The organism is bacterium (genome assembly GCA_030699905.1).
Lineage (GTDB): Bacteria > Patescibacteriota > Minisyncoccia > Phycocordibacterales.
The window spans coordinates 21,529-48,259 of record JAUYKQ010000002.1 but is presented as its reverse complement, the minus strand read 5'-3'; the positions used below and the strand labels follow the sequence as shown (position 1 = coordinate 48,259).

32 protein-coding genes and 4 tRNA genes are annotated in these 26,731 nt (G+C 43.8%); 17 read left to right on the top strand and 19 right to left on the bottom strand.

Annotation, left to right across the window (positions count from 1 at the left end; translation table 11 throughout):
* A partial coding sequence (locus tag Q8P86_00510; protein ID MDP3996161.1) for a hypothetical protein occupies nt 1–302 on the top strand: 302 nt, incomplete at its 5' end.
* A 338-nt stretch (nt 303–640) separates the two neighbouring features.
* On the opposite strand, the gene Q8P86_00505 is transcribed toward Q8P86_00510, so the two are convergent.
* From Q8P86_00505 to Q8P86_00495, 3 genes are all read right to left on the bottom strand, one after another.
* Nucleotides 641–1,189, bottom strand: coding sequence for an NYN domain-containing protein (locus Q8P86_00505; GenBank protein ID MDP3996160.1), 549 nt, complete (start codon nt 1,187–1,189; stop codon nt 641–643).
* A 277-nt stretch (nt 1,190–1,466) separates the two neighbouring features.
* A complete protein-coding gene (gene rpsO / locus Q8P86_00500; GenBank protein MDP3996159.1) occupies nt 1,467–1,733 on the bottom strand; it encodes a 30S ribosomal protein S15 in 267 nt (88 codons plus the stop codon).
* 113 nt (nt 1,734–1,846) lie between these two features.
* On the bottom strand, nt 1,847–2,167 hold the full coding sequence (locus Q8P86_00495; GenBank protein ID MDP3996158.1) for a type II secretion system protein GspG: 321 nt from the start codon (nt 2,165–2,167) through the stop codon (nt 1,847–1,849).
* A gap of 400 nt (nt 2,168–2,567) precedes the next feature.
* On the opposite strand from Q8P86_00495, the gene Q8P86_00490 reads away from it, so the two are divergent.
* On the top strand, nt 2,568–3,365 hold the full coding sequence (locus Q8P86_00490) for an exodeoxyribonuclease III (protein ID MDP3996157.1): 798 nt from the start codon (nt 2,568–2,570) through the stop codon (nt 3,363–3,365).
* A gap of 66 nt (nt 3,366–3,431) precedes the next feature.
* Here Q8P86_00490 and Q8P86_00485 read toward each other — a convergent pair whose 3' ends face one another.
* The 5 genes from Q8P86_00485 to Q8P86_00465 all read right to left on the bottom strand — a co-directional run bounded on the left by Q8P86_00485 (nt 3,432) and on the right by Q8P86_00465 (nt 5,760).
* Nucleotides 3,432–3,692: a type II toxin-antitoxin system RelE/ParE family toxin gene (locus tag Q8P86_00485; GenBank protein ID MDP3996156.1), complete on the bottom strand. Its 261-nt coding sequence runs from the start codon at nt 3,690–3,692 to the stop codon at nt 3,432–3,434.
* On the bottom strand, nt 3,689–3,898 hold the full coding sequence (locus tag Q8P86_00480; protein MDP3996155.1) for a type II toxin-antitoxin system ParD family antitoxin: 210 nt from the start codon (nt 3,896–3,898) through the stop codon (nt 3,689–3,691). Before Q8P86_00480 ends, Q8P86_00485 begins: the two co-directional genes overlap by 4 nt.
* Nucleotides 3,899–4,077: 179 nt before the next feature.
* On the bottom strand, nt 4,078–4,323 hold the full coding sequence (locus Q8P86_00475) for a hypothetical protein (protein ID MDP3996154.1): 246 nt from the start codon (nt 4,321–4,323) through the stop codon (nt 4,078–4,080).
* 217 nt (nt 4,324–4,540) lie between these two features.
* Nucleotides 4,541–4,765, bottom strand: a complete 225-nt coding sequence (locus Q8P86_00470) for a hypothetical protein (protein ID MDP3996153.1) — start codon at nt 4,763–4,765, stop codon at nt 4,541–4,543.
* 137 nt (nt 4,766–4,902) lie between these two features.
* Nucleotides 4,903–5,760 carry a winged helix-turn-helix domain-containing protein gene (locus Q8P86_00465; protein MDP3996152.1) on the bottom strand — a complete coding sequence of 286 codons (858 nt, stop codon included), beginning with the start codon at nt 5,758–5,760 and terminating at the stop codon, nt 4,903–4,905.
* A 287-nt stretch (nt 5,761–6,047) separates the two neighbouring features.
* On the opposite strand from Q8P86_00465, the gene Q8P86_00460 reads away from it, so the two are divergent.
* Nucleotides 6,048–6,491, top strand: coding sequence for a hypothetical protein (locus Q8P86_00460; GenBank protein ID MDP3996151.1), 444 nt, complete (start codon nt 6,048–6,050; stop codon nt 6,489–6,491).
* 866 nt (nt 6,492–7,357) lie between these two features.
* Complete coding sequence (locus Q8P86_00455; protein MDP3996150.1) at nt 7,358–7,852, top strand: hypothetical protein; 495 nt, start codon at nt 7,358–7,360, stop codon at nt 7,850–7,852.
* A gap of 170 nt (nt 7,853–8,022) precedes the next feature.
* Here Q8P86_00455 and Q8P86_00450 read toward each other — a convergent pair whose 3' ends face one another.
* The 3 genes from Q8P86_00450 to Q8P86_00440 form a co-directional block, all read right to left on the bottom strand.
* On the bottom strand, nt 8,023–8,283 hold the full coding sequence (locus Q8P86_00450) for a BrnA antitoxin family protein (protein MDP3996149.1): 261 nt from the start codon (nt 8,281–8,283) through the stop codon (nt 8,023–8,025).
* A 756-nt stretch (nt 8,284–9,039) separates the two neighbouring features.
* Complete coding sequence (locus tag Q8P86_00445; GenBank protein ID MDP3996148.1) at nt 9,040–10,548, bottom strand: HD domain-containing protein; 1,509 nt, start codon at nt 10,546–10,548, stop codon at nt 9,040–9,042.
* Nucleotides 10,549–10,556: 8 nt separating this feature from the next.
* Nucleotides 10,557–10,629, bottom strand: a tRNA-Arg gene (locus tag Q8P86_00440).
* An 84-nt stretch (nt 10,630–10,713) separates the two neighbouring features.
* On the opposite strand from Q8P86_00440, the gene Q8P86_00435 reads away from it, so the two are divergent.
* The 11 genes from Q8P86_00435 to Q8P86_00385 all read left to right on the top strand — a co-directional run bounded on the left by Q8P86_00435 (nt 10,714) and on the right by Q8P86_00385 (nt 16,793).
* Entirely contained in the window at nt 10,714–11,367 is a 654-nt protein-coding gene (locus tag Q8P86_00435) for a helix-turn-helix domain-containing protein (GenBank protein MDP3996147.1), read from the top strand.
* A gap of 5 nt (nt 11,368–11,372) precedes the next feature.
* A tRNA-Gly gene (locus Q8P86_00430) sits at nt 11,373–11,446 on the top strand.
* 267 nt (nt 11,447–11,713) lie between these two features.
* The gene (locus tag Q8P86_00425) at nt 11,714–12,118 is read left to right on the top strand and encodes an NUDIX domain-containing protein (protein ID MDP3996146.1); all 405 of its coding nucleotides are present in this window, start codon (nt 11,714–11,716) and stop codon (nt 12,116–12,118) included.
* Between the two features lie 89 nt (nt 12,119–12,207).
* On the top strand, nt 12,208–12,606 hold the full coding sequence (locus Q8P86_00420) for a YraN family protein (GenBank protein MDP3996145.1): 399 nt from the start codon (nt 12,208–12,210) through the stop codon (nt 12,604–12,606).
* Between the two features lie 30 nt (nt 12,607–12,636).
* A tRNA-Pro gene (locus tag Q8P86_00415) sits at nt 12,637–12,707 on the top strand.
* Between the two features lie 413 nt (nt 12,708–13,120).
* Nucleotides 13,121–13,342: a hypothetical protein gene (locus Q8P86_00410; protein ID MDP3996144.1), complete on the top strand. Its 222-nt coding sequence runs from the start codon at nt 13,121–13,123 to the stop codon at nt 13,340–13,342.
* Entirely contained in the window at nt 13,323–13,718 is a 396-nt protein-coding gene (locus Q8P86_00405) for a hypothetical protein (protein ID MDP3996143.1), read from the top strand. Before Q8P86_00410 ends, Q8P86_00405 begins: the two co-directional genes overlap by 20 nt.
* A gap of 192 nt (nt 13,719–13,910) precedes the next feature.
* On the top strand, nt 13,911–15,263 hold the full coding sequence (locus Q8P86_00400) for a glycosyltransferase (GenBank protein ID MDP3996142.1): 1,353 nt from the start codon (nt 13,911–13,913) through the stop codon (nt 15,261–15,263).
* A 276-nt stretch (nt 15,264–15,539) separates the two neighbouring features.
* The gene (locus Q8P86_00395) at nt 15,540–16,028 is read left to right on the top strand and encodes an RNHCP domain-containing protein (protein ID MDP3996141.1); all 489 of its coding nucleotides are present in this window, start codon (nt 15,540–15,542) and stop codon (nt 16,026–16,028) included.
* Between the two features lie 486 nt (nt 16,029–16,514).
* Complete coding sequence (locus tag Q8P86_00390) at nt 16,515–16,649, top strand: hypothetical protein (GenBank protein MDP3996140.1); 135 nt, start codon at nt 16,515–16,517, stop codon at nt 16,647–16,649.
* Between the two features lie 70 nt (nt 16,650–16,719).
* A tRNA-Gly gene (locus Q8P86_00385) sits at nt 16,720–16,793 on the top strand.
* A 64-nt stretch (nt 16,794–16,857) separates the two neighbouring features.
* Here Q8P86_00385 and Q8P86_00380 read toward each other — a convergent pair.
* From Q8P86_00380 to Q8P86_00370, 3 genes are all read right to left on the bottom strand, one after another.
* The gene (locus Q8P86_00380; protein MDP3996139.1) at nt 16,858–17,130 is read right to left on the bottom strand and encodes an HU family DNA-binding protein; all 273 of its coding nucleotides are present in this window, start codon (nt 17,128–17,130) and stop codon (nt 16,858–16,860) included.
* A gap of 247 nt (nt 17,131–17,377) precedes the next feature.
* Nucleotides 17,378–18,907 carry a ribonuclease Y gene (gene rny / locus Q8P86_00375; protein ID MDP3996138.1) on the bottom strand — a complete coding sequence of 510 codons (1,530 nt, stop codon included), beginning with the start codon at nt 18,905–18,907 and terminating at the stop codon, nt 17,378–17,380.
* Nucleotides 18,908–19,307: 400 nt separating this feature from the next.
* Complete coding sequence (locus Q8P86_00370) at nt 19,308–19,892, bottom strand: ATP-dependent Clp protease proteolytic subunit (protein ID MDP3996137.1); 585 nt, start codon at nt 19,890–19,892, stop codon at nt 19,308–19,310.
* 212 nt (nt 19,893–20,104) lie between these two features.
* On the opposite strand from Q8P86_00370, the gene Q8P86_00365 reads away from it, so the two are divergent.
* Nucleotides 20,105–20,803, top strand: a complete 699-nt coding sequence (locus Q8P86_00365) for an RsmE family RNA methyltransferase (GenBank protein MDP3996136.1) — start codon at nt 20,105–20,107, stop codon at nt 20,801–20,803.
* A 181-nt stretch (nt 20,804–20,984) separates the two neighbouring features.
* Here Q8P86_00365 and Q8P86_00360 read toward each other — a convergent pair whose 3' ends face one another.
* From Q8P86_00360 to nusA, 5 genes are all read right to left on the bottom strand, one after another.
* Nucleotides 20,985–22,043 (bottom strand): trigger factor, encoded by a 1,059-nt coding sequence (locus Q8P86_00360; GenBank protein MDP3996135.1) that lies wholly within the window; start codon nt 22,041–22,043, stop codon nt 20,985–20,987.
* A gap of 294 nt (nt 22,044–22,337) precedes the next feature.
* A complete protein-coding gene (locus Q8P86_00355; GenBank protein ID MDP3996134.1) occupies nt 22,338–22,721 on the bottom strand; it encodes a hypothetical protein in 384 nt (127 codons plus the stop codon).
* Between the two features lie 44 nt (nt 22,722–22,765).
* Nucleotides 22,766–23,659, bottom strand: coding sequence for a hypothetical protein (locus Q8P86_00350; protein MDP3996133.1), 894 nt, complete (start codon nt 23,657–23,659; stop codon nt 22,766–22,768).
* A gap of 170 nt (nt 23,660–23,829) precedes the next feature.
* Nucleotides 23,830–24,354: an inorganic diphosphatase gene (locus tag Q8P86_00345; GenBank protein ID MDP3996132.1), complete on the bottom strand. Its 525-nt coding sequence runs from the start codon at nt 24,352–24,354 to the stop codon at nt 23,830–23,832.
* A 248-nt stretch (nt 24,355–24,602) separates the two neighbouring features.
* The gene (gene nusA, locus Q8P86_00340; GenBank protein ID MDP3996131.1) at nt 24,603–25,799 is read right to left on the bottom strand and encodes a transcription termination factor NusA; all 1,197 of its coding nucleotides are present in this window, start codon (nt 25,797–25,799) and stop codon (nt 24,603–24,605) included.
* A 532-nt stretch (nt 25,800–26,331) separates the two neighbouring features.
* Here nusA and Q8P86_00335 point away from each other — a divergent pair.
* Nucleotides 26,332–26,712: a hypothetical protein gene (locus tag Q8P86_00335; protein MDP3996130.1), complete on the top strand. Its 381-nt coding sequence runs from the start codon at nt 26,332–26,334 to the stop codon at nt 26,710–26,712.
* Nucleotides 26,713–26,731: the final 19 nt, after the last annotated feature.

Sequence of the window (26,731 nt, the reverse complement as noted above, 5' to 3'; positions counted from 1 at the left end):
TCCGATGGATTTCTTTTCAATTTCGAGCGAGGCGAAGCAAAAATTATGAGGCATATACAGAGTATCTGTTGAATAATTTTTGCGAAGCCGTAGCCGAAATTGAAAAGAAAGACGCGGATCTGGAGTTTCGTAATTCAAAGTCAAATAGAGCGAATCCGGTTTTCCGTTATGTTGGTCTTTGGAACTCAAGTTTGAAAGGTTATCCTTCAAACCTATATCCAAGGGCCAACTATCTTATAATCCTTGTACTTTACTACGGTTTTTGCAAAACGGCAACGGCCTGCCACTCCTCGTCAGTTTGAGTCCCCGTCAATTAACAAGCACTCTGTTATGTTATTTGTTTTGAATTACGAAACACCTGCTTTACCCCCCACGAGGGAAAGCTCCCAAAAAAGTGACTGAGCCCTAGGCAAGCGCCCTTGGAGCGGTCACTTTTTTGGGAGCTTTCCCTGGTGGGGGGGGTAAAAAGCAAATATTTCGTAATTCAAAGTTAATCACCTTGTCCTCACCCGGAACCTTTCACAGAAAATTCACTAAAGAAAAGTAATCTTTTACCAGAGATCTTTAAGTTCGTGGAAAACGGTGACTTTTTAAAGTCGTCCGTTCCGAACGAAATCTACAAGAAACGAAACAACCCCAGCTATTCGCTTGGGTTGTTTCGTTTATTCCTGACGCCCGAATATGAAGACATGAGGTATTTTCTTGACGCTTTGTCCAAATCAAAGAAATCATCCGCCTCTTCTCTTAATTTGGCTGACGTGGATTTGCCAAAAGACACCACTTCCACTTGGCATCCTTCGGTTTTTTGCAGATATTGTACAAGAGGAACAAAATCGCCATCTCCTGATATTATTATGGCTGTGTCTAATTTGGGGGCCATTGTAATGGCGTCTACCGCGAGCCCTACGTCCCAATCCGCCTTTTTGGCTCCTCCCGCGAAAACTTGCAGGTCTTTTGTTTTTGTTTCTATACCGGCCTTTGTTAAAGCGTCAAAAAACCCTCTTTCCGCCCCGTCTTCCGTGGTTATGACATACGCAATGGCACGTATAAGGGCCCGACCCGCAAGCGCGTCTTTTACCACATGGCCAAAATTCAAGTGCGCTCTGTATAGGTTTTTGGCGCTATGGTACATGTTTTGCGTGTCTATAAAAATTCCAACTCTCTGTTCTTTGTGTTTTATTATTGGCATACGTTCCTTATTAAAAATAATTTTTTAAAATGCTAATCTACTGTGAATTACGAAATGTCTTTTTCGGCGAGGTCTTTTTGCGCCACGAAGATTTTTTACTAAAAATCTTCTCTCTCCGGCGCCGGCCGCGCCTCCGAAGGCGCCTCTCAAACCTCGCCTCAACACCATTTCGTAATTCAAGGTAATCTAACTAAATTTTATCAGAAAAAACAAAACCTCGCACGCGAGGTTTTGTTGGCGACACAGAGCGGGTGAAAAGAAGAAATTCCGATTTTGTTCACTTTTTTAATTCCAACTTTTTAATCAGTGTACCGTATCTGCGCGGATTTTTCTTTTGAAGGTATCTTAAATGAGCTTGTCTGTCGGCCACCATACCGAGAAGTCCCCTTCTGGAGTGCTTGTCTTTCGGGTTTTTCTTCAAATGACGGGACAATTCAGTGATTCTTTTAGTTAAAATGGCCACCTGAACGTCAGCAGAACCCGTATCTTTATCGTGAACGGCTGTCTCCTTCATGACTCGCTGTTTCCTAATTTTGGTTAACATTTTTGTAGAGTAGCACGAAACAATGAAAAAAGCAAGGACTGAAATTCAGTAAAAAGTCGGTTATAAGTATCAGACGACAGCACTGCTTTTACCACAGGGCTTGTTTCGAGGGGCTATTTTGTGATTTCCAGTTTGTAATCTTGTCCGTTCTCTGTTATGTGATAAGAGAAAACGTTCGGGTCAAGAGGCCTGTTTCTTATTCGGCTCTCCTTTTCAAAAAGGTCTATAAGCTCTTCCCCGCCGGAAACGGCCGGATACTCGCCATTATCCATGTAGTACATTTCAAGCACTGTGGCTATTTGATGAATGTTTGCTCCGTTTACCGATTCGGTAGCGGCAGCCAAAATATCGTCAGTTTTCAAAACCACGCCGTTTACTATGAAAGTCGTTCCAATAATTGAAGAAATTATAAGTTGAAGAAGTTGTGTTGTCATGTTTTTACTTTAACCGGCACTTTGAACGTTTTATAGTCAAAATGTCGTGTTTATTGTCCGTATTTAAAACGAACTTTATACTTTAAGTATAACACAGACAACTGCCACTTGTCAATGTTTTAGGCCGATTTTCTCTAAAAACGGCCTATTTTAGAGCATATCTCCAATCTCACATCCGAATAAAATGGCATAATTTCCAGGCAAAAGCATAGCTGGAGCCCGAGCCATATCAAGATATGGCTCGGGTGAAGCGACGGCTTTTGGCGGAAATTTTGGCATTTTAGCGGATGAGCTTTAATCTGATCCTTATTTTAGCGTTGAGATTGGAGATATGCTCTTAGGCATAATTTGTCCATTGCCACGTCAATTGCGGGGAAGCGAATTGTGTTAATATGTACCTATGAGAATAATTTCTTGGAACGTAAATGGCATTCGGGCCGTTATGAAAAAAGGCCTTTTTTTACCGTTTATTGAAAAACACGACCCAGATATTCTTTGTCTTCAGGAGACAAAAGCCGAAAAGGGTCAAGTGGTGATTGACTTGCCTCAATACGAAGAATACTGGAATTCGGCCGATAAAAAGGGCTACTCGGGGACGGCTATTTTTACAAAAACAAAACCTTTGGCGGTAATAAACGGCCTGCCGGAAAATATTGTGAAGAAATACGGACTTTGCGCGGATAAATATGGCAACCCCCTTTCTGAAGGCCGTGTTATATCTGCCGAGTATGAAAAGTTTTTTGTAGTTACTGTTTATACGCCGAACGCCAAAGACGACCTTTCCCGCATTCCCCTTCGCCATAAACAATGGGATCCGGCTTTTTTAGCGCATTGCAAAGAGCTTGAAAAGATGAAGCCCGTGATCTTTTGCGGGGACTTAAATGTTGCCCACACTCCCGATGACTTGGCTCGCCCAAAGGCCAATGAGGGACTTAAGGGATTTACGAAAGAAGAGCGTGAAGGGTTTCAGTCCTTTATAGACGCCGGATTTATTGATACTTTCCGGATATTTCACAAAGGTTCCGGTCACTATTCATGGTGGTCGCATTTTGCCAACGCCCGCGCCCGAAACGTCGGCTGGCGTATAGATTACATTCTCATCTCCCCCACTCTCAAATCTAAAGTAAAAAAAGCCGAGATACTTCCCGAAGTTTTTGGCTCCGACCATTGTCCGGTTGAGTTAGTGGTTAGCGTGTAGCGTTAAGCGTATAGTGGTAAAACCGCCTGAAGTGAGATTGGAGATAGGTTAAAACCCTGTTTTCATCTACTTGTAAATATCGTGATCCCCTACAGAAAGTAAAACCGCCTCGTTTTTTGTTTCAAATTCAAAAACGATTCTGAATTTATAGTTTACTGAAAAGCTGTGGAAATCCTTGAGCGCGCCCTTTAATTTGTGGACCTTCAGTATTTTATGGTTGGCGCGATCTTTGAACAATTCAATTTTTGTTATAATCTCCTCCTGCAGGTCTGATTCAAGCCGTTTGAACTGTCTTACAAAAGACGGTTTGTAGCCGATTTTTATCATTTTATTTTTTTGGAGAGATCACGCAAATCGCCCCTAAGAGTTGGTTCTCTATGGGCTTTTAATATAGCTTGCACCGCTTCCTCTTCCTCAAGCATTTTCAGAGCGCGCCTAACAACATCGGCCTTGTTTGCCGCTTTCCCTTCCTTGATCTGCTTTTTTATAAATTCCTCCATATGGGAAGGAACCGGAGTAGATAAAGTTGTCATAATGTTTGTATGATATTCTAATATTATATTATCATATACAAACCACCTAAAAAGTCAATGAAGAAGCCCTGTGTTCCCGCTAAATTTGAGTTTATGGTTGGGTATTTACGAATATTCATAAAACCGCCGGATAAACATCTCGGCGGTTTTTAATTTACATAAACCAAGTTTCTGAAATTTTAAAACTTCCAAATCACACCGCTTTCAAACCACTCAATCCTTGTAGTATGGGGACGTTTGAGGTCGGATTCGGCCAGACGGCGGACGGAAGTTTCGTCGCTCGCATCTGTCGGAACAAATGCCACGTAGACAACGACCGCGTCGCATACCGGAGCCGTACTCATATCCGGGGTCTCACCTCTCGTAATATGAGCGAAAAGTTTGTCGGACCCGGGACTGCGGAAAACGATTAGGCGGGTTGTCATGGTTAGGAGATGGTTTTGCAAAGATCTATTTCATTGTCCGGCGCTATGCCAAACGAAAAGCCCTCGTCATTGAGGGCTTTTCTTTAATATCTTCGTTAAAATGCCAAAAAGAAACCCTCAACGCGAGCGCTGTTTAATGGTCTTTTTGGTCATGTTCATTGCCTGTCGCATAATCTGTTATTCTTAATATAGCATCTGCTTGGAATATGGCAAAGTCCTATTTCCTCGCCGCTTCATCATTTAAGAGAGTAATCGTCTCCCTTTTCAATACTTTACGCAATCGCTGAAATTTATCTGGCGACAAAAGAGCGTTTAAGTCCTCGTCTATGATTTTTTCCGTAACATTTTTTTCAATGAAATCAGCCGTATCAAAAAGATACTGCTTTACAGGAACTCCTGCGCGCTCTTCCACAATCGCCTTGTCATATTCAAAACCGCTCATAAAAAAGTGATGGATATCATAAACATCGCGCCCTGCGATCTTCCCTGTTTTTTGAAGCGGTCGGTCAACGCAGATAGTTTGTGAGCGAACATTGTCTCTTTGCTTTGAGACAGGTTAAATATCGGGATGTTCCTTTCCTATTCACCATCTGTACCACTCGTAGTGCCCTTCTCTACTTCCGCAAGTACCTCGCGCATCATTTGATTGTGGTCAATCTTCCTCCCGCCCATCTTCACGAACTCAAACATGTCTTTCAGAAAGCCCGTCATATTGGTGTTTGTTATCTCAATCGCCACCTCTTCTTGCCAGTTGATGATGAGCGTCGTTGTTTTGAATATCCAAATCTCGGCATCATAATCAAAAAAATTGTCCGGGAACACAGTGTAATCGGCCATTCTACCTTCCAAACTTTCCACAGCGCTCTTGAATTTTTTCGGGTCGGCTTTCAATTCCTCCGCATAGGCCTTGTAGGCGCTTTCGTTCAGAATACCGTCCAAAATGATGTCGTTCTTGATAATCGCCCCGTTGAACTCCGCCAAGAGTTTTGACGATGCCTTCTCTACAATCTCTTTATACGAGCGGTGATGTTGGAGCCCGCGCACCCGTTCATTCTTATTGACGGAAGCGATACGCGAATACGCCGGTATGATTTCTTTGGCGCCGACATGAATAATGAATTCGTTTTTCTTGGACGTTCTGATACGAGCTCCCCGCACACCTCCCTCCGCAATGTGCACCCCTTGGCTTACCCGCTCAAGCTTGCGAGCCAGACCCGACATCCCTATACCCACATACACGTGACGCTTTCCCCGCTTATGGCGCTCCACAAGACCCCGCTCTGTGAGGAGAGAAAGGCTATACGCAACGCCCGTTCTTGATATACGGGCCTCTTTGGCGACTTCTTGGATGCTTTTGGCCGTTTTCAACACCCCCAGTATCTTCGTTTCCGTCTTGTTCAAACCGAAGACGGCGAGTGATTCATCGTCCCATTTCATACGCAAATCTTATCAAATGACTAAAAATTAGTCAAATATGAATTGCGTACGGTGGCTTTATTAAGCGACAAATCGGCAATTTTCGTGACATTAAATCGCTTTACATGACTACGCAAATGTTGCTTGATATAATTATGCCAGAAGATAAGTTCTTTGAAATTCAGGTAGCAAAATCGTTGCGGGAACCGGGGCGGTCGCCCTCATTCACTTCCCCGATTCCCGCAACGAACGCGCGCTGATAAGGTCCCGTTTTGGGGTACACAGCAAGCGAACGGGAGGGAATTACTATGAACGCGAACAATTGCAAAGTGATTTGTCTCGGTGAAGGCCATGGAATCTTTATGGTGACTACCTCAGAAGGTAAGGGTTACATCATGGCGCGCGGTGGTGCGGCATGTCCGTGCGGGTCGTGCATTTCGGAAGAAATGTATCCTGCGTTGGCAACCGCGGCAAATGAGGTGAGCCGGCCCATTCATTGGGTAACCGGCGGGCATAACCATCTTGACGAGTGCGATATAGACAAATATTTTCCGGTGAAACGGAAGGAGTTTGTCTTAACGCAGGATCAGGATGTGCCACAGGAGGTGATGAGGGCTGCGAAAGATGCACGGCAGTCCGCGCGTGACGAGAAAAGGCGCTGTGAGATTCACTCAAGTATTCGTCAGCTTGAGGCACAACGGGCGTCACTGGAAGAGGAGTTGAGAGGTCTTCCAAGTGTAATTGGTACGTAGTGGTCCCTCCCCTCGGTTCCGGGTCAACCGTCAAAACCCAATCTCGCGCCGCTACCTGAACGCGATATCCGGGCAATGTTTCAGCGGAACATTGCCCACTGTCCTCCGATGTGTGTCGGAGCTGATGAGCTCAAAAGAGCGAAACAGAAAAGTTCTTTGAAATTCAGGTAGCAAAATCGTTGCGGGAACCGGGGCGGTCGCCCTCATTCACTTCCCCGATTCCCGCAACGAACGCGCGCTGATAAGGTCCCGTTTTGGGGTACACAGAACGCCTTCGTGAGGATAATTACATGAATGCTAACGAGCGAACGGAAGTCTATATTTTTCCCGGTGAGCATAGCTACTACGAGGCTTTGGAATTACTGAGGAATAGGAACTTTCATTCTGACATGTTGGTTTGGCATCGGGGTGACGGGAGAGAGCTTAAGAATCTTATCGCCGAAGGTATGCTGCCCGTCGGCGACTACTGGGTTCCGAATGGATGTGATCCTGGCGATGATTCCCTCGAATTTTTCGGGGTGCGTTCACATCACGCCGCATCTAATCCGGGATGGGTTGAAGGGGTTTGTCATAAAAACGCCAAACTCAAGGTGGCAGTATTCGTGTCACACGATTAGTGGTCCCTCCACTCGGTTCCGGGTCAACCGTCAAAACCCAATCTCGCGCCGCTACCTCTACGCGAAACTCGGGGAATATTTCAGCGGAATATTCCCCACTTCATTGGATTCGTCAGCTTGGGCTGGTGAATCCATAGAGTTAGTAGTTCTTTCACAACCAAACGGCTTCAAGTAGGCCCGAAATCACTAGCTCTTGGAAGAGCAAGTTAACGGGTAAATGTGCCGTCGAACACCAGAAGAGGAAAAGCTATGAATTATGAGAAATTGTTGACGATTATGCTTGGCACAGGTCTCAAGACCGCCGATGACTTCTGCGAAGCCCTGATGAAAGCCGATTGTAACCTCAAATGCAACATCAACGTCTGGGGTTACGACATTCTCGGTAAGCCTACCTTTAAGGTGGCTGATAAGAAAACGGAAGTGGATCTGGTCATTGTCTCTAATGCTGAACTCGGTTTCGAGAACGGTGCGACTGTCAAAGAGACCTACTCCCGCGCCAAGGAGTTCGGACTTGAGCTCTGCCCGAACGAAGTCGGTCCGCAACTACGCTTGCAGTATAAGGACCAGCCGAAAGGTGAATGGCTCCTCGTTGCGATGGAACCTATTACCGACTCATTCAACGGTAGCCGCGTCTTCAACGTTGGGCGACTCAATGACGGCGAGCGGATTCTCGACGGCTACAGTGCCCGTCTTGACCTAATGCGGCGTGATAATCCGAGCTGGGTTTTCCTGCGTCGCAAGTAGTCCTCGGGCACTCGGTCCCGGGTCAACCGTCAAAACCCAATCTCGCGCCGCTACCTCTACGCGAAACCGGACGATGCTTCAGCGGAGCATCACCTCACGGGTTTGGTTTGAAGCTACCCATGGTTAAAAAAGCTTCGCACAACCTCGTCTTCGGACGGGGTTTTCTTTAGCTATCTCCTTTTAGTCCCATCCGCGATATATTCTTTGATGAGAGACTGATACGGAATATTGAGTTTGTTTGCGCGCTCTTTCACTCTCGCAAGTAGGTATTCCGGAACACGGATAGAAATAGAGCGCGTGGTCGGTTTTAGGTTTGGAAATGAGACATCTTTAAAATCTTTTGGACTGAAATTTTCGCTTAAGTCAAAACCGGCCCAGAATTCTCTTTCTTCGTCTTCGTTTTTCGGCAAGTTTTTGTTAATTTTTTTCATAGTTTTCTAAACCTTACTACAAAGTTAAGAGCGACACTGCGGGGGTTAACCCCGCGGGTCGCCCCAAACTTACCCTGCGCAAGCGCAGGGTGTCCCCCATTCGCATGCGCTGTTCGTAAGCGTATCTACTTACAAAAGCTTTCCCTGCGCGCTACCCTGTTCATCCGAAGCCGACTTTCTCCAAGATAAGAGGAGAGAAATCTCGCCAAAAAGTCACGAGGGTGGTGCTCCGGGTGGCGAAATCTGAAAGCAAAAGTCCGACAACCACCACAAGAATGTAACCCACAGGAACGTATTTGATAAACAGTTATCCACACCTATGTCCTTTACGATGTCCTTTATGCTTGGTAAAATCTTATCAGACATTTTCAGAGGAGATTTTTGTTCATAAAAGACATCTATCATTATGTGGACAAAAATCTCCTCTGGGAACCAAATTGTTCTTTTTAACAAATAGAATTTGCCTTGGTGGCTGATTCTAAACATACAAAGGCACTCTCTCCTTTGTGGAAAAGCTCCAGTTCTATAATATTTTGCCGGAAATGCGCTCCCAAAATTCCCTTCATGAGCATAATTTCCTCAAAAGCTCTGAAGCTTTTCAACTCTCCTACAAGCCGCTTGGTGGCACATTTTTTCAAAAACTCGTGCGCAAGCGGCTTTTTGTTGTGTAATACGCGTCCCTATCTTTTTAATTTCAGGTATTTGAAACGTTACACGTGTAACGTTTGATTTCCGACTTTGGTCTTGAGTCGTCCACTATTTCACCCAGTATTTTTTCCGTATTTCAGCCACTTTTTTAGAGTCCTCTTCTTTTCTGACCTTTTTCCCGGCCTCCCCTAAAGTTGTAAGTTCACTATCCGGAAGTTTAGCCAACTCTAAAGCTCTTTCTTCCATATATTGAACAGTGTTCTTTTTGGGATCGTCTAATACTTCTTCCAATAGCGCGTGGAGTATGTACCCTATTCGTGGCCCGGGTGTTTCATGTGTAACCTCAATTACCCTTCCCCCGTTTATTTTCAACATTCCAACAGACACCGGGTCGCGACTGGCCTCCTCTATCATGGAATGGTATTTGCGTAGGCGGTAAGGGCTCTCTTTGGGTCTTCCTGTTCCTATGCGGTCGCATGTTCTCACATCCATAAGGTCCCAGACGTTTTCCGTACCAACTTTTGAAATAAGTCGCCTAACGGCAGATAAGGTTATTTTTTCCGTATCAGAGAAAAACATATGCCATCTAACTAATTTTGACACCTTTTCAATGAGTTTCACGGGAAACTTCAGTCGCTTCAGAGCTTTTTCGGTTACACGTGAACCGACTACGTCGTGCCCATAAAATGTCCAGTCCTTTTTTTCTTTAGACCAGACCCTTGTGTTTGGCTTTGCTATGTCATGAAATAGTGTTGCCAGCCGTACTTCTAAAGGAAAACCCTTCTTTGCGGAGTGTTGAACAGTGCGCAAAATATGCTCCCAGACATCAAAAGAGTGCGCTTGATTCTGTTCAATCCCAACCCCCGCCTCAAGTTCCGGAAGGAAATGCTTAAGAAGACCCAACTTTTGAGCCAATTTTATACCCTCCATCGGCCTTTCTGACATTGTTACACGTGAAAACTCGTCTCTTATACGCTCGGCTGATATTTTCTTGAGGAGGTGTCCGTCTTCTAAAATGGCCTTTTCTGTATTTTCTTCAATAATAAAGCCAAGTTCTGCCGCCAAACGTACTGCCCTTAGCATTCGCAAGGCGTCTTCTTTGAAACGCTCGTCTGCGTTGCCTACGGCTCGTATGACCCTGTCTTTTAAATCTTGCTGTCCTTTATACAGGTCAACAAGCTGTCCTTTATATTCTCCCTGTCCGTCCTTGCCTTCCGTCGTCTCCAATTTCAAAGCTATGGCGTTTATTGTAAAGTCCCGTCGTTTTAAATCGTCCTCCAGTTTTGTGCTGAACTTGACCGAATCGGGCCTGCGATTATCCGAATAGGATGTTTCCTCTCTGTATGGAGTGGCCTCTACGACTTTTAATGTTTCATCTGAAACGTTTTCGTTCACTATTCCCACCGTACCGTATTCATTTTCGTAAAAAGTGTTTGTAAACAGCTTTTGTATTTCTTCCGGTTTGGCATTTGTTGTTATGTCCCAGTCCTTCGGCTTCTTCCCAAGAAGGGTGTCTCGTACGCAACCACCTATCAAATACGCCTCAAAACCCTTGTTTTCAAGGGTTTTTGCCACGTTTGCAACCTCCTTTGGAATGTTAAATGTCTCCCTATCCATTGAATTTATGCGCCCGGCAGGACTCGAACCCACAACCCCTTGGTCCGAAGCCAAGTGCTCTATCCATTGAGCTACGGGCGCATCATGGTAATTATATGCCATTTTACTTAAAAATGTTAGTTCCCCATAATGCAACTGTAAGATTTATGATAATATAAGTATAATATGCGGTTTGATAAAGTTAGAGCTTTTGAATTAAGAAAGCAGGGTAAAAGTTATAAGGAAATTAGCCAATTGTTGGGCATGTCTTTGTCTACTCTTTCTGACTGGTTTAAAAATGAGCCGTGGTCAAATGAAATTAAATCGAGATTAGCTTCGAAAGCTTCAGCAAAGAATGCCTGCAAATTAGAATTGATGCATAAAGCAAGGTCTACGCAGTTGAAGAATTTATACGAAAAAGCAAGAAGAGAAGCTAAAGATGAATACAAAAAATTTCGAGAGAATCCATTGTTTATAGCCGGTTTAATGATATATTGGGGAGAAGGAGATAAGCTTTCGAAATATAGGTGTTCTGTAGCCAATACAGAACCTAAGATGATAAGAATATTTGTTAAATTTCTGGTATTGTGTGGCGTTAAATATGATCGGATTGTCGGGTGGATACTGCTATATCCTGATTTAGATGCGAGTGTTTGCCGAAATTTTTGGGTTAAGGAAGCCGGTCTGGATAATATTCGTTTTACTAAAAGCATAATTATTAAAGGAAAAAGTACCATTAAACGCCTACATTATGGTGTTTGTAATGTGGGTTTTCACAATAGATATTTTAAAGAAAAAATGTTAATATGGTTTCAATTGGTAGCCAAGGATTTGGTGTAAAATGAGCGGGTATGGTTTAGTGGTAGAACAACTGGTTGCCAATCAGTTGGCGGGAGTTCGATTCTCCCTACCCGCACCAGATATTTGAAAGTATGCAATAAAACGAAAGTTGTGGGTGCCTCACAGTCATTACTTTCCGCGTTTCATCTGCGTAAATCTGCGTCTTATCCGCATTAAATGTGGATAACTCTGGGGATATGTGTATAAAAGACACTTTATTTTGTCTGAAAAAAGAATGAAGTTTGTCCCTTTAACACGATAAAACGGCTATGAATAGGCGTTAAGTAGACATGAAGGACAGATGAAGAAAGTCCTTGACTAATAGAGTGTTTCACGTGAAACAAATATGACTTTACAAGTAGGCGTAAAAATATTTCTCCGAAATAAGGAGAATAAATACTTAATTCTCAAGCGTTCTGCCAAGAGATATCCAGGACTTAAAAATCTCTGGGACATTCCGGGCGGTAGGATAAATCCCGGCTCTTCTCTTTTGGAAAACTTGAAGAGGGAAGTCAGGGAGGAAACCGGTATTGAACTTGACTCCGTTCCTGTCTTGATTACCGCGCAGGACATTTTGCGTCCGGACAAACATATTGTCCGTTTGACCTATACGGGGGAAGGGGAGGGAGAGCCGCGGTTATCAGATGAAGAGGAGGACTTTCGGTGGCTGACACTTGATGAAATGATGGGATTTGACGGACTGGACGAATATACGCGGGAGGCGCTCGCGCATGTAACATGTAGCTTGTAACATGGAACATAGAACATAAAGACAAAGAATGAGATTTCCTGTATTTTTCTTATGTTGAGTGTTTCGTGTTGCATGTTCCATGGATTAATATGGCTAAACATAACGAAACAGGCCGGTTGGGAGAGGATATTGCTTGTAAATTCATGACCGGAGAAGGATTTCGGGTTTTGGATAGAAATTACAGCCGAAAATGGGGGGAATTGGACATAGTGGCGGTCAAAAGAGGGAAGTTGCATTTTGTGGAAGTGAAAACCGTTTCAAGAGATTTGGAGTCATTGGAAATAGCGCGGAAGAAGGGGATAGTTGATGGATATAAACCGGAAGATAACATACACGCGTGGAAGGTAAAACGTCTGCGCCGTGTTATTCAGACCTATCTTGCAAATCAGAAAAACGACCCCGATTGGCAATTTGATGTCGTCACCGTTATGGTTGATGAAAAAAAACGTTTAGCTCGAGTTTTTTTGCATGACAATGTGATTCTTTAATTTGTCTTCTTGTGATAGGATAGGTCTCTACGGGGTGTAGTATAGTGGTAGTATATACGCTTTGGGAGCGTACGGTCCGAGTTCGATTCTCGGCACCCCGACAAAAAAATAGCGAAGCGGTTTTTTGGCGGGGTGCAGCAAGTGAACTGCTTCACTTGCGTCGAGAATCGAAGAGGTTCTCCCATGTTTTTGAACTTTTCTTAAAGTGAAAAAACGGGAAACCTGTACTGGTCATGTAATGACCGATAAGTGTACTCGCGGTCTCGGCACTCCGAACCGTGGGTTCTCAAAGAGGAGCTTGCGACGAGTGAGATAGCGAAGCGTCTCGGCGCCCCGACAAAAATCTCAGCATTTTAAAAAACCATCATTCCAACATTCTGCAGAATGTTGGAATGAGAAGATTCAAAAAATGATGCGGCTCATATTTGAACTCTCGGGGGAGCCTAGGATGGTTAAGGAATAATTCACTTTTTCCTCATTGCGGAAGTGATACACTTTTGATACACTTAAATATATGCCAACAGCAAAACAAAGAATAAATATCACAACCGACCCGAATACCGAAGCGGCTCTTAAAAGAATCGCCAAAAGGGAGGGGGTACCGGTTGCGACCAAAGCGGCCGAGTTTGTCGTTATCGGATTGGAACTTGAGGAAGATATGGCACTTTCCGCCATTGCCGACAGTCGTTCTTCCAAAAAAGTGAAATATATAAAACATGGATCGGCCTGGAAGTAATATTTTCTATCATCCGCTTGTGGTAAAAAAGGACATACCTCGTCTTGACAGATTCTCTGTAAAAAACATTCGGCGCGTGATTGAGGCAAAACTTGGAGCAAGACCGGAAATATACGGCTTGCCTTTGCGTGGTACGCTAAAAAAATACTGGAAACTGCGGGTAGGCGACTGGCGAGTGGTTTATGAAATATACACCCCTGCGCAAGCGCAGAGTGTTAAACAGGGCGTATATAAGCTCCTCGGCTCAGAAATGAAAATGCAAAGCCATTTTCGTTTCGCTCGCTCTACGTCGCTTATAAAAGGGAACGATGTTTACGTACTGATTATCGCGCACAGAAAAGATGTTTATGATTTGGCGCATAAAAGGAAGTTGTAAGGAATTTCTTCTGGAACCCTGTTTCTGTAGAAAGTTGCCGGAGAATATGAGGGTGATATATGAGACAATGTGGAAACTTGCGGAGAGGATAGAAAAAGATTAGAGTGGTGGTATTAAAATCGGTAGAAATTGATAAAGAAAAAAATGTTACGATATATCGTAACATTTGAGATGTGAAATTTGCTTTGAGTTATGAAAAACGAAATAAAAAGAATTGCTATATTTACGACGGAGGATTTTTTGCCTCCTTATGTCGGCGGGGCGGAATTGGCTATAAAAGAAATTACGCAGAGAATGCCGGATGTGCATTTTGATTTGTATGTGGCGAGGTTGAGGAGAAAAAATCCCTCCTTGCTGAAGACAGCAAGTGCTCCCTTTAACAAAGGGAGAATACCGAAAGAGGAAACGATTGGAAATGTTACGATCCGAAGAATCGGCTTCGGTTGTTTTTTGGATAAATATTTGTTGTCGATGTTTGGGGCGAGGGTGGCGGGGAAAATTCACAATGGAATGAAAAAGAGGGCATTGCAAAATCCTCCGGCTCGCGGACTCGCCACCTCCTTTAGTAAAGGAGGAATAGAATCATGCGGATATGATTTGGTGTGGGCTGTGATGGCGTCTTATGGCGGGTTTGCGGCAAGTTTTTTTAAAAAGAAAAATCCCGACGTTCCGTTTCTTTTGACGCTTCAAGAAGGGGATTCGCTTGAGCATATTTTTAAACGCCTTGGAATTTTCAAAAAACTTTTTTATAAAATTTTTGAAAGGGCGGACGGAATTCAAGCTATCAGTTCATATCTCGCCGAGTGGAAAAAGTTCGGATTCAAAGGCGGTGATATGAATGTGCGGGTGATACCGAATGGAGTGGATGTAAATAATTTTCAATTTTCAATTTTCAATTTTCAATCAAGGAGACAAGAATTGAGAAAAGAGTTGGGGATTGGGGAAGGGGAGAAAGTTGTGATTACGACTTCAAGGTTGGAGAAAAAAAACGCGGTGGATGTTTTGATAAAAGCGATGGGGGAAATTTCAAATTTCAAATTTCCAATTTCCAATTTGCAGAATGGGAAACTGGAGGCAAAACTCCGCTTGCTTATAGTCGGTTCCGGATCAGAAGAAAAAGAGCTTAAGGAACTTGCCGAGAAGGAAGGGATTGCCGAGAGAACTATTTTCGTTCCGTTTCTGCCACATGAAAAAATTCCGGAGTACCTTTCTGTTGCCGATGTTTTTGTTCGCGTCTCGCGTTCGGAAGGTTTGGGCAACTCGTTTCTTGAGGCGATGGCGGTGGGGCTTCCGATTATCGGTACGCCCGTTGGAGGCATACCTGATTTTTTAAAAGACGGCCAAACAGGACTTTTTTGTAAAATGGAAGACGCGGACGACTTGGCGGAAAAAATAAAAATAATTTTAACGGATAAGAATTTACATTTACGACTTTCAGAAAACGGAAGGAATCTTGTGAAAGAAAAATACGACTGGGACATCGTGGCAAGTGCCATGAGAAAAATGTTTGAAGACGTGGGCGCGACACTCGGCAGGAGTGAATAAAAAATTTCGGTTAAAAATCCGAAGCGATTCAGGCGTTTTTTTTGACTCCTGTGAGGTTCATCGTCCTTTTGCCTGTTTTCAGGACGTGAAACAGACCAGAGCCCAGAGTCACGGGAAGAAACTTTGCTACCGAGTGAAACCCTTTGTTTTAGCCATAAACACCGTTTCACAAATTTCAGTTTACCCTTGAGGTTAAGTTGACTCTGCCTTTTTTCTTTTTTGGACAACGTTAAGGAACTTTTTTTCTCGTGTTAATATTAGATACAATTCAATACAATGGCAAAAACAAAAAATAAAAAAGTAAAGTCAAAAAAGAAAAAAGCAAATTCCGGCAAACGCTCCTTGACTAATAAAAAATCAAGCGTCACAAGAGGAAAGAAAAAAATTTCGGTGAAAGCGACATCGGTATCCACGCGGAAAAATAATTCCGCAGGCGGTAAATTTTCGGAAACAAAAAAATTTCAGCGCAGGAAAGAAAACTTCCGATGCGGTTACTGTGGAAAAAACACTGACGGCACGGGCTACACCAACCACTGTCCCAAGTGCCTCTGGAGCAAACACGTGGATATAAATCCGGGAGACAGGCAGGCCGACTGCGGGGCTTTGATGGAGCCGGTACGAGTGGAGACAAAAAATGGCGAGCATGTAATAATACACCGGTGCAGTGAGTGTCGAACAGAAAAAAGAAACCGAATGCAAGACGAAGATTCGTTTGAGGCAGTTATCAAAGTGGCGGAAAGAAGCGGGGGTCTTGGAATAGGTTAAGTTTTTTTGCCGTGGTTCGTCCTCGCTTCTGAAGTTCAGACGAATGATGACCGCAAAATCTGTTCCAAACTTTTGCCGAGATATTTTGAAGCAAAGGTCTGCTTCAGAGTAAGGCAAGGGTGGTAAACCTTGCTACAAGTCCAGTATTGTGTTTTAAGTTTGACGACTCAAAAAACATAATGTCAAAAGCGTTGATAAACAGAGATAAACTGGATTGCGGTTTTTGACGTCGTGTCAATGAATGTTACGAGTAAAAAATCAAGCTGTTTTCAGTGGTATAATTGTTAATGGAGCTTCGTCTGGGAAAGATAGAGTCGCCCAGATAAAAACGAGTTCCGCCACATAAAAATGTTGTTTAAAAACGAAGAAGAGAAGACAGAAGAAAAGAAGACAGGAGGAGAGCAGACAAAGTAGTAAGTCACAACTCCGCCCCGTTTCATTGCGAAACGGGGCGGAGTTTGTTATAGTTTTTTTGATTGTCGTACTTTGAGTTACGAAACTCGCTTCCGATGGATTTCTTTTCAATTTCGAGCGAGCCCTGTTAGAAACCCTGCTTCTAACGGGGCGAGGCGAAGCAAAAATTATGAGGCATATGAGAGAGTTCTGTTGAATAATTTTTGACAAGCCCTTGCCGAAATTGAAAAGAAAGACGAGGGATTAGGAGTTTCGTAATTCAAAGTGTCGTAGTAAAGCGGGATTAGTTTAATGGTAGAATAGGAGTTTTCCAAACTCTTGGCACCGGTCCGATTCCGGTATCCCGCACCAAACCAAAAACGGCTCACACTACCAGTGTGAGCCGTTTTTGTTTTTAATCACGAAATTTGAAGGATTATTTCACTGCTTCCTTGAGGGCTTTGGCCGCTCTAAATTTCGGCACTTTCATTGCCGGAACTTGGATGGTCTCACCTGTGCGAGGATTGCGGGCTTGACGAGCCGCGCGTTGCTTGACCGTAAAGATACCCAAACCGGCTATTGAAACCTCATCTCCTTTCTTAAGGGAGTTTATTATAGAATCAACTACCGTGTCCACCGCTTCTTCCGCCTGTACTTTGGTGCCGCCGAGTTTTGCATGCACCGCTTCTACTATTGCTTGTTTATTCATAACGCTACTAACTGCGAACGGTACGAATCCGCCGTGGCGAAATCATACCTTCCGAGTTTTTTTACTATTAAGCGACCTAATAACACTTGTAAATGTTTCCCTTCAACACCAACGCTTATTTTGTCTGGCAGTGATGCCTGAAAACATTATATACCAAGCCAATATTGACGCAATAGCACAGTAAACATTGACAAAATGATTATATTGTTTTCTGTTTTTAACAAACGAAAACCAAAAGCCCTTATTACTATCGGGCGTATTCCACTATTCGCGTCTCTCTGATGATTGTAACCTTGATTTCCCCGGGATATTTAAGCTCCTGTTCTATCCGTTCAGCCATATTTTGAGCCATTTTTTTGGCATCCAAGTCGGACACTTCGGTTGGTGTGACAAAGACCCTTATTTCGCGTCCTGCTTGCAAAGCGTAGGCCTTTTCAACTCCAACAAAAGAAGAGGCAATGGTCTCCAGCTCTTCAAGGCGCTTCAGATAATTTTCCACAGTGTCCCGTCTCGCGCCCGGGCGAGCTCCTGAGATGGCGTCAGCAACCTGCACTATAACAGATTCTATTGTTTCGTAAGGATATTCTCCGTGATGGGCCTGCATGGCCTTTATGACTTCTTCCGGCGCGCCGAATTTTTGCAAAATCCTGCGTCCGATTTCCACATGGGTGCCTTGGACTTCGTGGTCTACGGCTTTGCCTATGTCATGAAGCAACGCTCCGGCTTTTGCTATGGCTACATTGGCGCCCAATTCTTCGGCGATCATAGCCGCGATATGGGCCATCTCAATAGAGTGTTGCAGGACATTTTGGCCGTAACTTGTGCGAAAGTGAAGACGGCCTAAAATAGCGATTATTCTCGGGTCCATGTTTATGACGCCGGTTTCGTATGCCGCCTGGCTTCCTTTTTCCTTTATTACTTTGTTTATTTCAGCGCCGGCCTTTTCCACCGCGGATTCTATTTTGGCCGGCTGTATTCGGCCGTCCAGTATCAAGTTCTCAAGGGCTACTCGCGCCACTTGCCTGCGTACCGGATCAAAAGAAGAAATAGTTATGGCTCCCGGAGTGTCGTCAACAATAATTTCAACACCGGTCGCTCGTTCAAAGGCCTTGATATTTCTACCTTCTTTTCCTATTATCTTGCCCTTCAACTCGTCGGAAGGGATGGTAACGGTGGTCGTCAAAACATCGGAAGCCACGGAATTTCCAAGACGTTGTATGGCCGTGGAAAGTATTTCTTGGGCTCTTTTTTCAAGCTTTTCTTCGCCATACTGTTCCATTTTTTGCATTCTGGACAATATGTCGGCCTCATATCTTTTCTCGGCCAGAGTCAAAAGTTCTTGTTTGGCTTCAGCTTCGCTAAGAGAAGCGATTTTCTCAAGTTCCGCCTGCTTTTCTTCGGACAATTTATCAACCCGCTCTTTGACTTTTTTAATGTCAACGATTTTTAACTTCAATCCTTCTATTTCTTTATCAATATCGGTCTGTCTTCTGTCCAAAAAATCCTCTTTTTTTATGAGACGCTCTTCTGTTTTTTTAAGTTTCTCGTCTCTTTCTTTCATCTCAACGCGCGCTTCTTTCAAAACATCAACCGCTTCCTCTTCCGCTTTGACTATGATTTGCTTGGCCTTTTCTTTACCCGCGAGCTCCATTTCTTTGATTCTAAGCTCCATGGAGCCCTTTTTACCAAGAGAAATGATAAGACGCAGATAGTAGCCAAGCGCAATACCCACAAGACCCGAAAGTCCCGCGAGCACGACTACTAATTTTAATGACATGGTACGACGCGACTCTGGCTTTCCGCACCATTTTTTGACTACAAAATATTAAGAGAAAAGTTTCGTTTTCGTTGGAAAAACCTTACAAATTATGGGTTTCTTAAACATTGCAGTTTGGCTTAAGCTAAGACAGAGTCGAAAATATTATGGTAACATTTTCATCATACAGGAGTTGTTCCAAACTGTCCAATTTACTCTCGGTAGTGGCAATAAAAATTATCGTAACCTCTCACACCTATCAGAAAGTGGCTTTATTCCTCCTTTTCTAAAGGAGGGTGGTCATTCTGATGACGGAGGATTTTTGAAAGGAGAATAAATCCCTCCCCGCCTAAGAAGGCGGTACTCCCTTTAGAAAAGGGAGAATAAGAGTGTGAGGGGTTGCAAATTATCTTCCGCACCTCTATTTATTTTTTGGCAATACTTTGTCAATAATTCCATAGTTTACCGCTTCTTTAGCATCCATAAAGAAGTCGCGTTCCACGTCTTTTTCTATTTTTTCAACAGATTGTCCGGTATTTACAGCCAAAATTTTGTTCAGATTTTCTCTTGTCTTCAAAATATGTTTTGCCGTAATGGCAATATCCGTGGCTTGGCCTTCTACGCCTCCGAGGGGCTGGTGTATCATGACTTCCGCGTTAGGCAAGGCGTAGCGTTTGCCCTTCTTGCCGGCTGAAAGAACGATGGCACCGCCCGAGGCGGCAATGCCGATACAAACCGTAGCCACGTCGTTTTTTATATGATTCATGGTGTCTATTATAGCCAAAGTGGAAGTAACGGAACCACCGGGGGAGTTGACGTAAAGCCAGACGTCTTTTTTCGGGTCTTCTGCTTGGAGAAAAAGCATTTGGGCTATTATTATGTTTGCGCTATGATCATCTATCGGTCCGCCCAAGAAAATTATGTTTTCTCGTAAAAGACGCGAGTAAATGTCATACGCGCGTTCGCCGAATTGCGATTTTTCTATAACGGTGGGGATAAGCATAATCTTGTAACATTAAACTTGTAACATGTAACAATGGCTACAAATACAGCATGTTCTATTGCCAGTGATAATAATACTACCAAATTTGGGCGATTTTACAACAAAATTGTCGTTGTCGCTTTTTCCATTTTTGCCTTGAATTGCGAGAATACGGCATAATAGCAGTTTCATGGGGCTATCTTTACACTTTTTACTTTTCACTTTATGCTCTTTATATGCGCTTACATCGTTTTTATATAAATGAAAAAATTGAAAGTGGGGAAGTGGAAGTCCGCGATAAAGAAATCCTTCATCAGTGGCTGAAGGTTTTTCGCCTGAAGAGGGGTAATAAAGTCATCTTGTTTGACGGTAGTGGCACCGATTTTGTCTGTGAAATCAAGGAAATCGCAAAAAATAACGCGCTCCTGTCGGTGGCGGAGACGACCGATTCTCCCGCAAAAAGTCCGGCTTTGAGGGTTTTTTTGTTTCAGTCGGTAATAAAGAAAGACAAGTTTGAGTGGGTGGCGGAAAAATGCACGGAGATAGGAGTTGCCGATTTTACGGCCGTTTTATCTGAAAGAAGCGAGAAAAAAGGATTGAACGATGACAGGGTAAAAAAGATAATAAAAGAGGCGTCAGAACAGTCGGGCAGAGGGACGGTACCCGAGTTTCATGGCGTGAAAAACTTGCGGGATTTGTTTAAGGAAAAATTTGAAATGCCGTCTTTTGCTTTGGATATGGGCGGAGAAAAACTCCAAAAATCAAAAATTCCCCACTTTGGGGAGGTTGCTTTGTTTGTGGGTCCGGAAGGGGGGTGGAGTGAAAAAGAGATTTCGTTTTTTAAGGAAAGGAAAATTGCCGTTGTATCTTTGGGTAGCCAGACGCTTAGAGCCGAAACAGCCGCCGTGGCGGCGGCGGCACTGCTACTTTTATAACTGCGAATTACTAAACACCTGTTTTACCCCCCCCACTCGGAAAGCTCCCAAAAAAGTGACCGCTCCAAGGGCGCTTGCCCAGGGCTCAGGTCACTTTTTTGTGACTTTCCTAGTGGGGGAGCGCCTGCTACATTTCGTAATTCACAGTAAAACAGAAAAGCGGATTTAACACTTCAAAGTTTTACTGTTGTTTTTCCAAAAATTCAAAAACCTTGTCGTTTTCAAGCGCCGATTCAACGTATGATTTTACTCGCGACCGGTCGGCGTTTTTATTGTGCTCCATTATATGGTTTACTTCGGCTTCCACTTTTTCCGCGTCAGGAAAAAGTTTTTCTTTTTCGGCAATTTTATTGAGGATAAGCTCAATCTTTACTCTTTTTATGGCGTCCGGTCTCCAGTCAACCCGAACTTGATCAGCGCTCTTCTTTATGTGCGCCAAATAGTCGTCGTATTTTATTCCCATTCTTTCTACGTCCCCGCGGAATCTTGCCTCCATGCGGTGCAGTTCGCTGTCTATCAGAATGTCGGGAATGGGGAAGTCAACTGAGGTGGAAATTTTTTCGGCCAGTTTTATCCGATGTTTTTCAAAAGAGCGATGTTCTTTTTCCTTCATCAAATTTTCCTTAACTCTCGCTTTAAATTCTTCAACATTTTTAAAGTTGCCGAGCGTTTGGACGAAAGCGTCGTTTAACTCCGGCAAATCCTGTTTCGCAATCTCCGAAGCGGAGTTTTTCTCCGAGTCAGGAGCGTCTTTGGCGGATAGCTGTTTTCTTATGTTTTCTATGGTTTCGTCAACTTCTTTTTCCGTAACGTTTTCAGTTTTTTCTTTTGTGGCGTTGACTTCTCTGGAGAGCGCCTTGTAATCGGGCAAATCAATTTTAGGAAGAACGGTTATTGTCACCTTGGCTTCCAAAATTTCTTTTGGAGCTATTTTCGTAATGATGATATCGGGATGTCCCAAGGAGGAGATGTTCTCATTTTCAAAAAGAGAGGTAATCGCGAAAGACAACGCTTGGCGCGCTTGCTCTTCCCATATTCTGAATTCCCCGAATCGCTGAGTAAGAATTTTTTCAGGAATATGGCCTCGTCTGAAACCGGCCATTTCTGTTTTGCTGTTCAATTCCTGCAAAACTTCTTTTCGGTGAATAGCTACGGTTTCAGGCGATATTTCCAATTCAAATTCCGCACGTGAGTCCGGAAGGTCTTTTCTGCCTTTGATAGAATATAAATTTTTATTCATATTCTGCCCATACTAACCCGTCTGTTCGTGTTTCGCAACCGTAAAGTATCTTGAATTACGAAATGGTGTTGAGGCGAGGTTTGAGAGGCGCCTTCGGAGGCGCGGCTGGCGCCGGAGAGAGAAGATTTTTAGTAAAAAATCTTCGTGCGCCACGAAGACCTCGCCGAAAAAGACATTTCGTAATTCGCATTGAATTTCACCGCGGGGCGGAGTCAAAACCATGCCTCCGTGACTCACCTTCCACGAAAAAACCCGCAGGCCTTTTGGTGGCGCGCGGGTTTTTTACGGGCTTAGTTAGAAGGTCAGTTCGCCCTCTATGTCGTTTAGCTCGGCGTCCAAGTTGTTAAATTCTGAAGCATCCAAGTCCATTTCTATGTCGTCTATGGCATCCGAAGAACTTTGAACTTGCAGCTCTTCCGCTGTCGGTGGCTCCTCTTCCATTATCTGTTCGTTTGTCGTGTCAGTAAAAGTGGTCTCTTCCAAATAGGTTGTCCAAAAATAATATCCGCCTATAGCCAAAAGAATCACAATAATTACGGCGCCCAAAATCGGTCCGGCGCCGGTTTTTTCCGTCCCACCGTCGGTTGTTTCCGGAACGGGAGGGGTTTGGTTGTTTGAAACAGGGGAGGAGGGCGTGACATTTTGGTCTTGACTTTGGTTTTGATTTTCTTCTGTCATGATTTAGATTGTTTTAATTAATTATAATCCCGTCTGTGAAAAGATTAATTTTCGTCACTTTCCGTGTTCACTTCAACCCGAGCGTCAGCTGAAATTTTCAGAGCTTCCACCGCGTTTATAAGCGCCGAGTGAGCGTCTTTCACGGCCTGTTTTGCGTTCTCAAATTCTCTTCTCGCTCTGGTAAGCGCCTCCCCGGGAGTTTCACCTTCAAGAATTTCAATGCTCAAAACGGCGGCGGAAGCCAAGCTGTTTTGCGCCTCTCTTATCTTCGCCTTGGCCATTTCCAAACTGGTCTCCGCTCTTGACGTATCAGCTCCATTTTCGGAAAACTTCTCAATTCTTGACTCTATTCGTATAGACAGTCCGACCAATCTCTCTATTGCCGCTTCAAAACGTGCAACCAATTTTTCTATATGAGCTTCAATTCTTTCCTTCGCTCTTTCTTCAAGCTCTTGACGCCGTTCGTCTCTTTGTTCTTGTCTTTCCTCGATCCTGCTTTCGCGTTCCTCAATAAGTTCTCGTCTCTTCTCTTCCATTTCTGAACGCACCGTCTGTCGATTCTCGGCCAGTTCTTCGTGGCGGGTTTGAAGCCGTTCTTTTTGTTCCGCCCTTATTTCCATAGTGTCAACAGAAGTTACTGCTCTGCCGTCAACTGTCATTTTGTCGGTTCTGTTCGCCTCTCGTTTTTCCATAACTCGTTTCTGGTCTGCCAATCTTTGCGCTTCTATCGCTTTTCTCTTCTCCAAAATCTCCTCTTTCGTCATTTCTTGCCTTTGGCGAACCGTTTCCAAAATTTGTATTTGGCGGTCAGCATTGACTCTTGTTTCCGCCTGTGTGTTTACGTCAACATCAGCCCGCAATTGAGCGGAAATGAATGCCGTCGGCGCTAAAAGTCCCGCCAAAACTACCACCCCGACTATTTTTTGACTTAGTATCATTGTGTGTTTGATTAATTAATACTTTACTTTGAGTTTCGTGATTCAAAGTATCTTAATAAAGTCCAACAAGAAAACAAGATGTATGCGTTCTCATTATGATAGTTATTATATAACAACAAAACCCTTTTCAAGGGGTTTTGTTGTTAATAACTAATTTGCTGTTAACGCTTTTATTTTCCTGATTTTTCTTGGTAAAGGGCTCGTCCTCTGGTAAATGCCTCTTCAGCTGCCGATCTTTCTTTAAATCCGCGGACTTCAACTTCTTTGTTCTGAAGTTTTTTGTAGGTTGAATAGAAATGTTCTATTTCTTTGAGTGTGTGTTTGTTCAGGTCTTTCAAGTCCCGCGTGTCGTCAAAACGAGGATCGTCTTTCGGTACCGCTATGACTTTGTCGTCTGAGTCGCCACCGTCTATCATTTCCAAAAGAGCCACGGGTCTGGCTCGTACCAAAATCCCCGGCAAAAGAGGGTATGTGGTAAGAAGGACTACATCAATGGCATCGCCGTCGTCCCAAAGTGTCTGTGGAATAAAACCATAGTCAAAAGGAAAATCCTGGGCCGTATGGGCCACTCTGTCCAAAGCAATAATTCCCGTTTCCTTGTCTATCTCGTATTTGTTTTTGGAACCTTTCGGGATTTCAATGATTACATTGATTTTGTCTTTTTCTCCCGAAGAAATGTCATGGAGTAGATTCATAGTGTGTAGCGTGTAGCGTGTAGCGTCAAAATCGTGTAGCGCGAAGCGTATAATGTGTAGCGCGAAGCGTATAACGTGTAGTGTCAAAATCGTTTAGCGTGAAGCGTATAACGTATAGCGTCAGAGTATTTCTTTTCCGGCGTTACACGTTACAAGTTACACGTTGTATATTATGGCGTTACACGTTACATGTTTTGCGTTTTGCGATATGGCGTTACAAGTTACAAGTTACACGATTTGCTTAATTATTATAATTCCTTTTCCTTCTTTTCGCCACCATCTTCTACGGGCTCTTTTGCTTCTGTTTCGCCGTTTTCCGCCACCTCGGCTAAAGTATCTCCTTTGGCTGATTTTATGTCTATTTTCCAGCCGGTAAGCTTGGCCGCAAGACGCACATTTTGGCCACCTTTGCCTATGGCAAGAGATTGCTGGTCTTCGGACACTTCCACGTAAGCGCTATTTTCTTCCTCCTTTATTTTAACATTAAGTATTTTAGCGGGCGAGAGGGCTTCCTCAACAAATTTTGCCGGATTTTCCGACCACTCAATAATATCTATTTTTTCTCCGCCAAGCTCGGACATGACTGTTGTTACTCTGACTCCGCGTTGTCCCACAAGAGAACCTACAGGGTCAACGTGCTGGTCTGTGGCGGTTACGGCTATTTTGGAACGAGATCCCGCTTCGCGGGCGATAGCTTTCACTTCCACTGCCCCAGAAGCTATTTCAGGCGCTTCTATTTTGAAAAGCTCATAAAGAAATTTCGGGTGAGAACGAGAAAGACGCAACATTATCCCTCTTGGAGTTTCTTCCACGCGATATAGATACGCGCGGATACGTTCGCCTTGTTTATAACGCTCCCCCGGGATTTGTTCTTCGTAAGAAAGAAGTCCCGTAGCTCTGCCCAGGTCTATAAACAAGTTGCCTCTTTCTATTCTCTGAACCGTACCGGATATGATTTCACCTTCTCTTTCTCCGAATTCGCCCATTACGGACACCTTTTCAGCTTCCCGAATTTTCTGAATTATTATCTGTTTGGCTGTTTGGGCCGCTATGCGTCCGAAGTCCTGTTTTTCCTCAAGTGGGAATATGACTTCGTCGTCTATTTGAGCGTCTTTTTTGATAAGAGAGGCGTCATTTATCATTATGTGGTGTTCCGCGTTAAAGAAAAGACGCTCATCGTCATCCGCCCTATCGGGGAATTCCCCGTTTTCGTCAGGCAAAATAACACGTGTTTCGTCCACGACAATTTTTACTTGGAAAAACTCCGTTTTTCCTGTTTCAGGGTCAAATTTGGCCCTTACTATCTGTCCCTTTTTTCCGTACTCTTTTTTGTAGGCGCTCGCCAGAGAGGCCTCAATGGCCTCGGTGACCTTTTCTCTCGGTATCCCTCGCTCGTCTTCAAGTTGGTCAAGAACCGAATTTATTACTTTTAGGTCGAATAACATATTCGTGTAGCGTATAGCGTGTAGCGTATAGCGTCAAAATCGTGTAGCGAGAAGCGTGTAGTGTGTAGCGTCAGAGTATTTCTTTTCCGGCGTTACACGTTACAAGTTTTGCGTTTTGCGATATGGCGTTACATGGTACAAGCTACATGTTACATATTTTAATTTTTAATAAAAATGTCCGCCCAGGAGGCGAACGTTCATATAAAAAGCATAGCAAGACCTGCAAAATTTGTCAACATGCCATTTTGTAACCCCTCACACTCTTATTCTCCCTTTTCTAAAGGGAGGGGCTCATTCCGATGAGCCGAGGGATTTATAAATCCTCCGTCATCAGAATGACCACCCTCCTTTGCGCCACCGCTAAAGCTAAGGCGACACGCGGTAGAAAAGGAGGAATAAAGCCACTTTCTGATAGGTGTGAGGGGTTACGTCATTTTCCTCTTATTTGGGGCTCGTTCAGCAATAGAATCCATTAAGTTATCAACATTTTTTTCTTGTTCATTACTGTAATTATCCGTATAATCAGTTTCATATGAATGAATCTATAAATAACGAATCCATGAATATGGGAAGCAAAAAACCGGGGAGAGGTCTTTTGTGGCTTGTTGTCGTAATAATTTTAGCAGTAGCGGTGGCGGCATTCTTTTATTACTACAGACCTTCTCAGGACGCTGAAATGGCCGATGAAGACAGACTTGCTCCCGAACTTCGTCTGACAGAAGAGGAAAAGAGCGGTGATGTGGCGAGCGACAAAGCGGAGATATTGGCGATTGTCCGTTCAGGCAGACCTCTTTCAGCAGATGAAAGTCAGAGAATTTCCGGAATAATGTTCGCTAAGGCCCACATATACAATTTTTCTTCGGAAGAAAGAGAAGAGATTTTCTCCGCCTTGACTAACAGCGCGTCCCAGTAGATACTTTCTCGCTACGCTT

Bases quoted from the DNA above. Each gene is read 5' to 3' on its own strand.
- Q8P86_00365 (MDP3996136.1), top strand. From the start codon at position 20,105: ATGCGCTTACATCGTTTTTATATAAATGAAAAAATTGAAAGTGGGGAA.
- Q8P86_00420 (MDP3996145.1), top strand. From the start codon at position 12,208: ATGGCTAAACATAACGAAACAGGCCGGTTGGGAGAGGATATTGCTTGT.
- Q8P86_00355 (MDP3996134.1), bottom strand. From the start codon at position 22,721: ATGACAGAAGAAAATCAAAACCAAAGTCAAGACCAAAATGTCACGCCC.
- Q8P86_00345 (MDP3996132.1), bottom strand. From the start codon at position 24,354: ATGAATCTACTCCATGACATTTCTTCGGGAGAAAAAGACAAAATCAAT.
- Q8P86_00335 (MDP3996130.1), top strand. From the start codon at position 26,332: ATGAATGAATCTATAAATAACGAATCCATGAATATGGGAAGCAAAAAA.
- Q8P86_00405 (MDP3996143.1), top strand. From the start codon at position 13,323: ATGGATCGGCCTGGAAGTAATATTTTCTATCATCCGCTTGTGGTAAAA.
- Q8P86_00470 (MDP3996153.1), bottom strand. From the start codon at position 4,765: ATGAGCGGTTTTGAATATGACAAGGCGATTGTGGAAGAGCGCGCAGGA.
- Q8P86_00505 (MDP3996160.1), bottom strand. From the start codon at position 1,189: ATGCCAATAATAAAACACAAAGAACAGAGAGTTGGAATTTTTATAGAC.
- Q8P86_00360 (MDP3996135.1), bottom strand. From the start codon at position 22,043: ATGAATAAAAATTTATATTCTATCAAAGGCAGAAAAGACCTTCCGGAC.
- Q8P86_00450 (MDP3996149.1), bottom strand. From the start codon at position 8,283: ATGAAAAAAATTAACAAAAACTTGCCGAAAAACGAAGACGAAGAAAGA.
- Q8P86_00455 (MDP3996150.1), top strand. From the start codon at position 7,358: ATGAATTATGAGAAATTGTTGACGATTATGCTTGGCACAGGTCTCAAG.
- rpsO (MDP3996159.1), bottom strand. From the start codon at position 1,733: ATGTTAACCAAAATTAGGAAACAGCGAGTCATGAAGGAGACAGCCGTT.
- Q8P86_00410 (MDP3996144.1), top strand. From the start codon at position 13,121: ATGCCAACAGCAAAACAAAGAATAAATATCACAACCGACCCGAATACC.
- Q8P86_00480 (MDP3996155.1), bottom strand. From the start codon at position 3,898: ATGACAACTTTATCTACTCCGGTTCCTTCCCATATGGAGGAATTTATA.
- Q8P86_00395 (MDP3996141.1), top strand. From the start codon at position 15,540: ATGGCAAAAACAAAAAATAAAAAAGTAAAGTCAAAAAAGAAAAAAGCA.
- Q8P86_00460 (MDP3996151.1), top strand. From the start codon at position 6,048: ATGAACGCGAACAATTGCAAAGTGATTTGTCTCGGTGAAGGCCATGGA.
- Q8P86_00350 (MDP3996133.1), bottom strand. From the start codon at position 23,659: ATGATACTAAGTCAAAAAATAGTCGGGGTGGTAGTTTTGGCGGGACTT.
- Q8P86_00435 (MDP3996147.1), top strand. From the start codon at position 10,714: ATGCGGTTTGATAAAGTTAGAGCTTTTGAATTAAGAAAGCAGGGTAAA.
- Q8P86_00465 (MDP3996152.1), bottom strand. From the start codon at position 5,760: ATGAAATGGGACGATGAATCACTCGCCGTCTTCGGTTTGAACAAGACG.
- Q8P86_00400 (MDP3996142.1), top strand. From the start codon at position 13,911: ATGAAAAACGAAATAAAAAGAATTGCTATATTTACGACGGAGGATTTT.
- Q8P86_00425 (MDP3996146.1), top strand. From the start codon at position 11,714: ATGACTTTACAAGTAGGCGTAAAAATATTTCTCCGAAATAAGGAGAAT.
- Q8P86_00490 (MDP3996157.1), top strand. From the start codon at position 2,568: ATGAGAATAATTTCTTGGAACGTAAATGGCATTCGGGCCGTTATGAAA.
- rny (MDP3996138.1), bottom strand. From the start codon at position 18,907: ATGTCATTAAAATTAGTAGTCGTGCTCGCGGGACTTTCGGGTCTTGTG.
- Q8P86_00445 (MDP3996148.1), bottom strand. From the start codon at position 10,548: ATGGATAGGGAGACATTTAACATTCCAAAGGAGGTTGCAAACGTGGCA.
- Q8P86_00495 (MDP3996158.1), bottom strand. From the start codon at position 2,167: ATGACAACACAACTTCTTCAACTTATAATTTCTTCAATTATTGGAACG.
- nusA (MDP3996131.1), bottom strand. From the start codon at position 25,799: ATGTTATTCGACCTAAAAGTAATAAATTCGGTTCTTGACCAACTTGAA.
- Q8P86_00485 (MDP3996156.1), bottom strand. From the start codon at position 3,692: ATGATAAAAATCGGCTACAAACCGTCTTTTGTAAGACAGTTCAAACGG.
- Q8P86_00380 (MDP3996139.1), bottom strand. From the start codon at position 17,130: ATGAATAAACAAGCAATAGTAGAAGCGGTGCATGCAAAACTCGGCGGC.
- Q8P86_00475 (MDP3996154.1), bottom strand. From the start codon at position 4,323: ATGACAACCCGCCTAATCGTTTTCCGCAGTCCCGGGTCCGACAAACTT.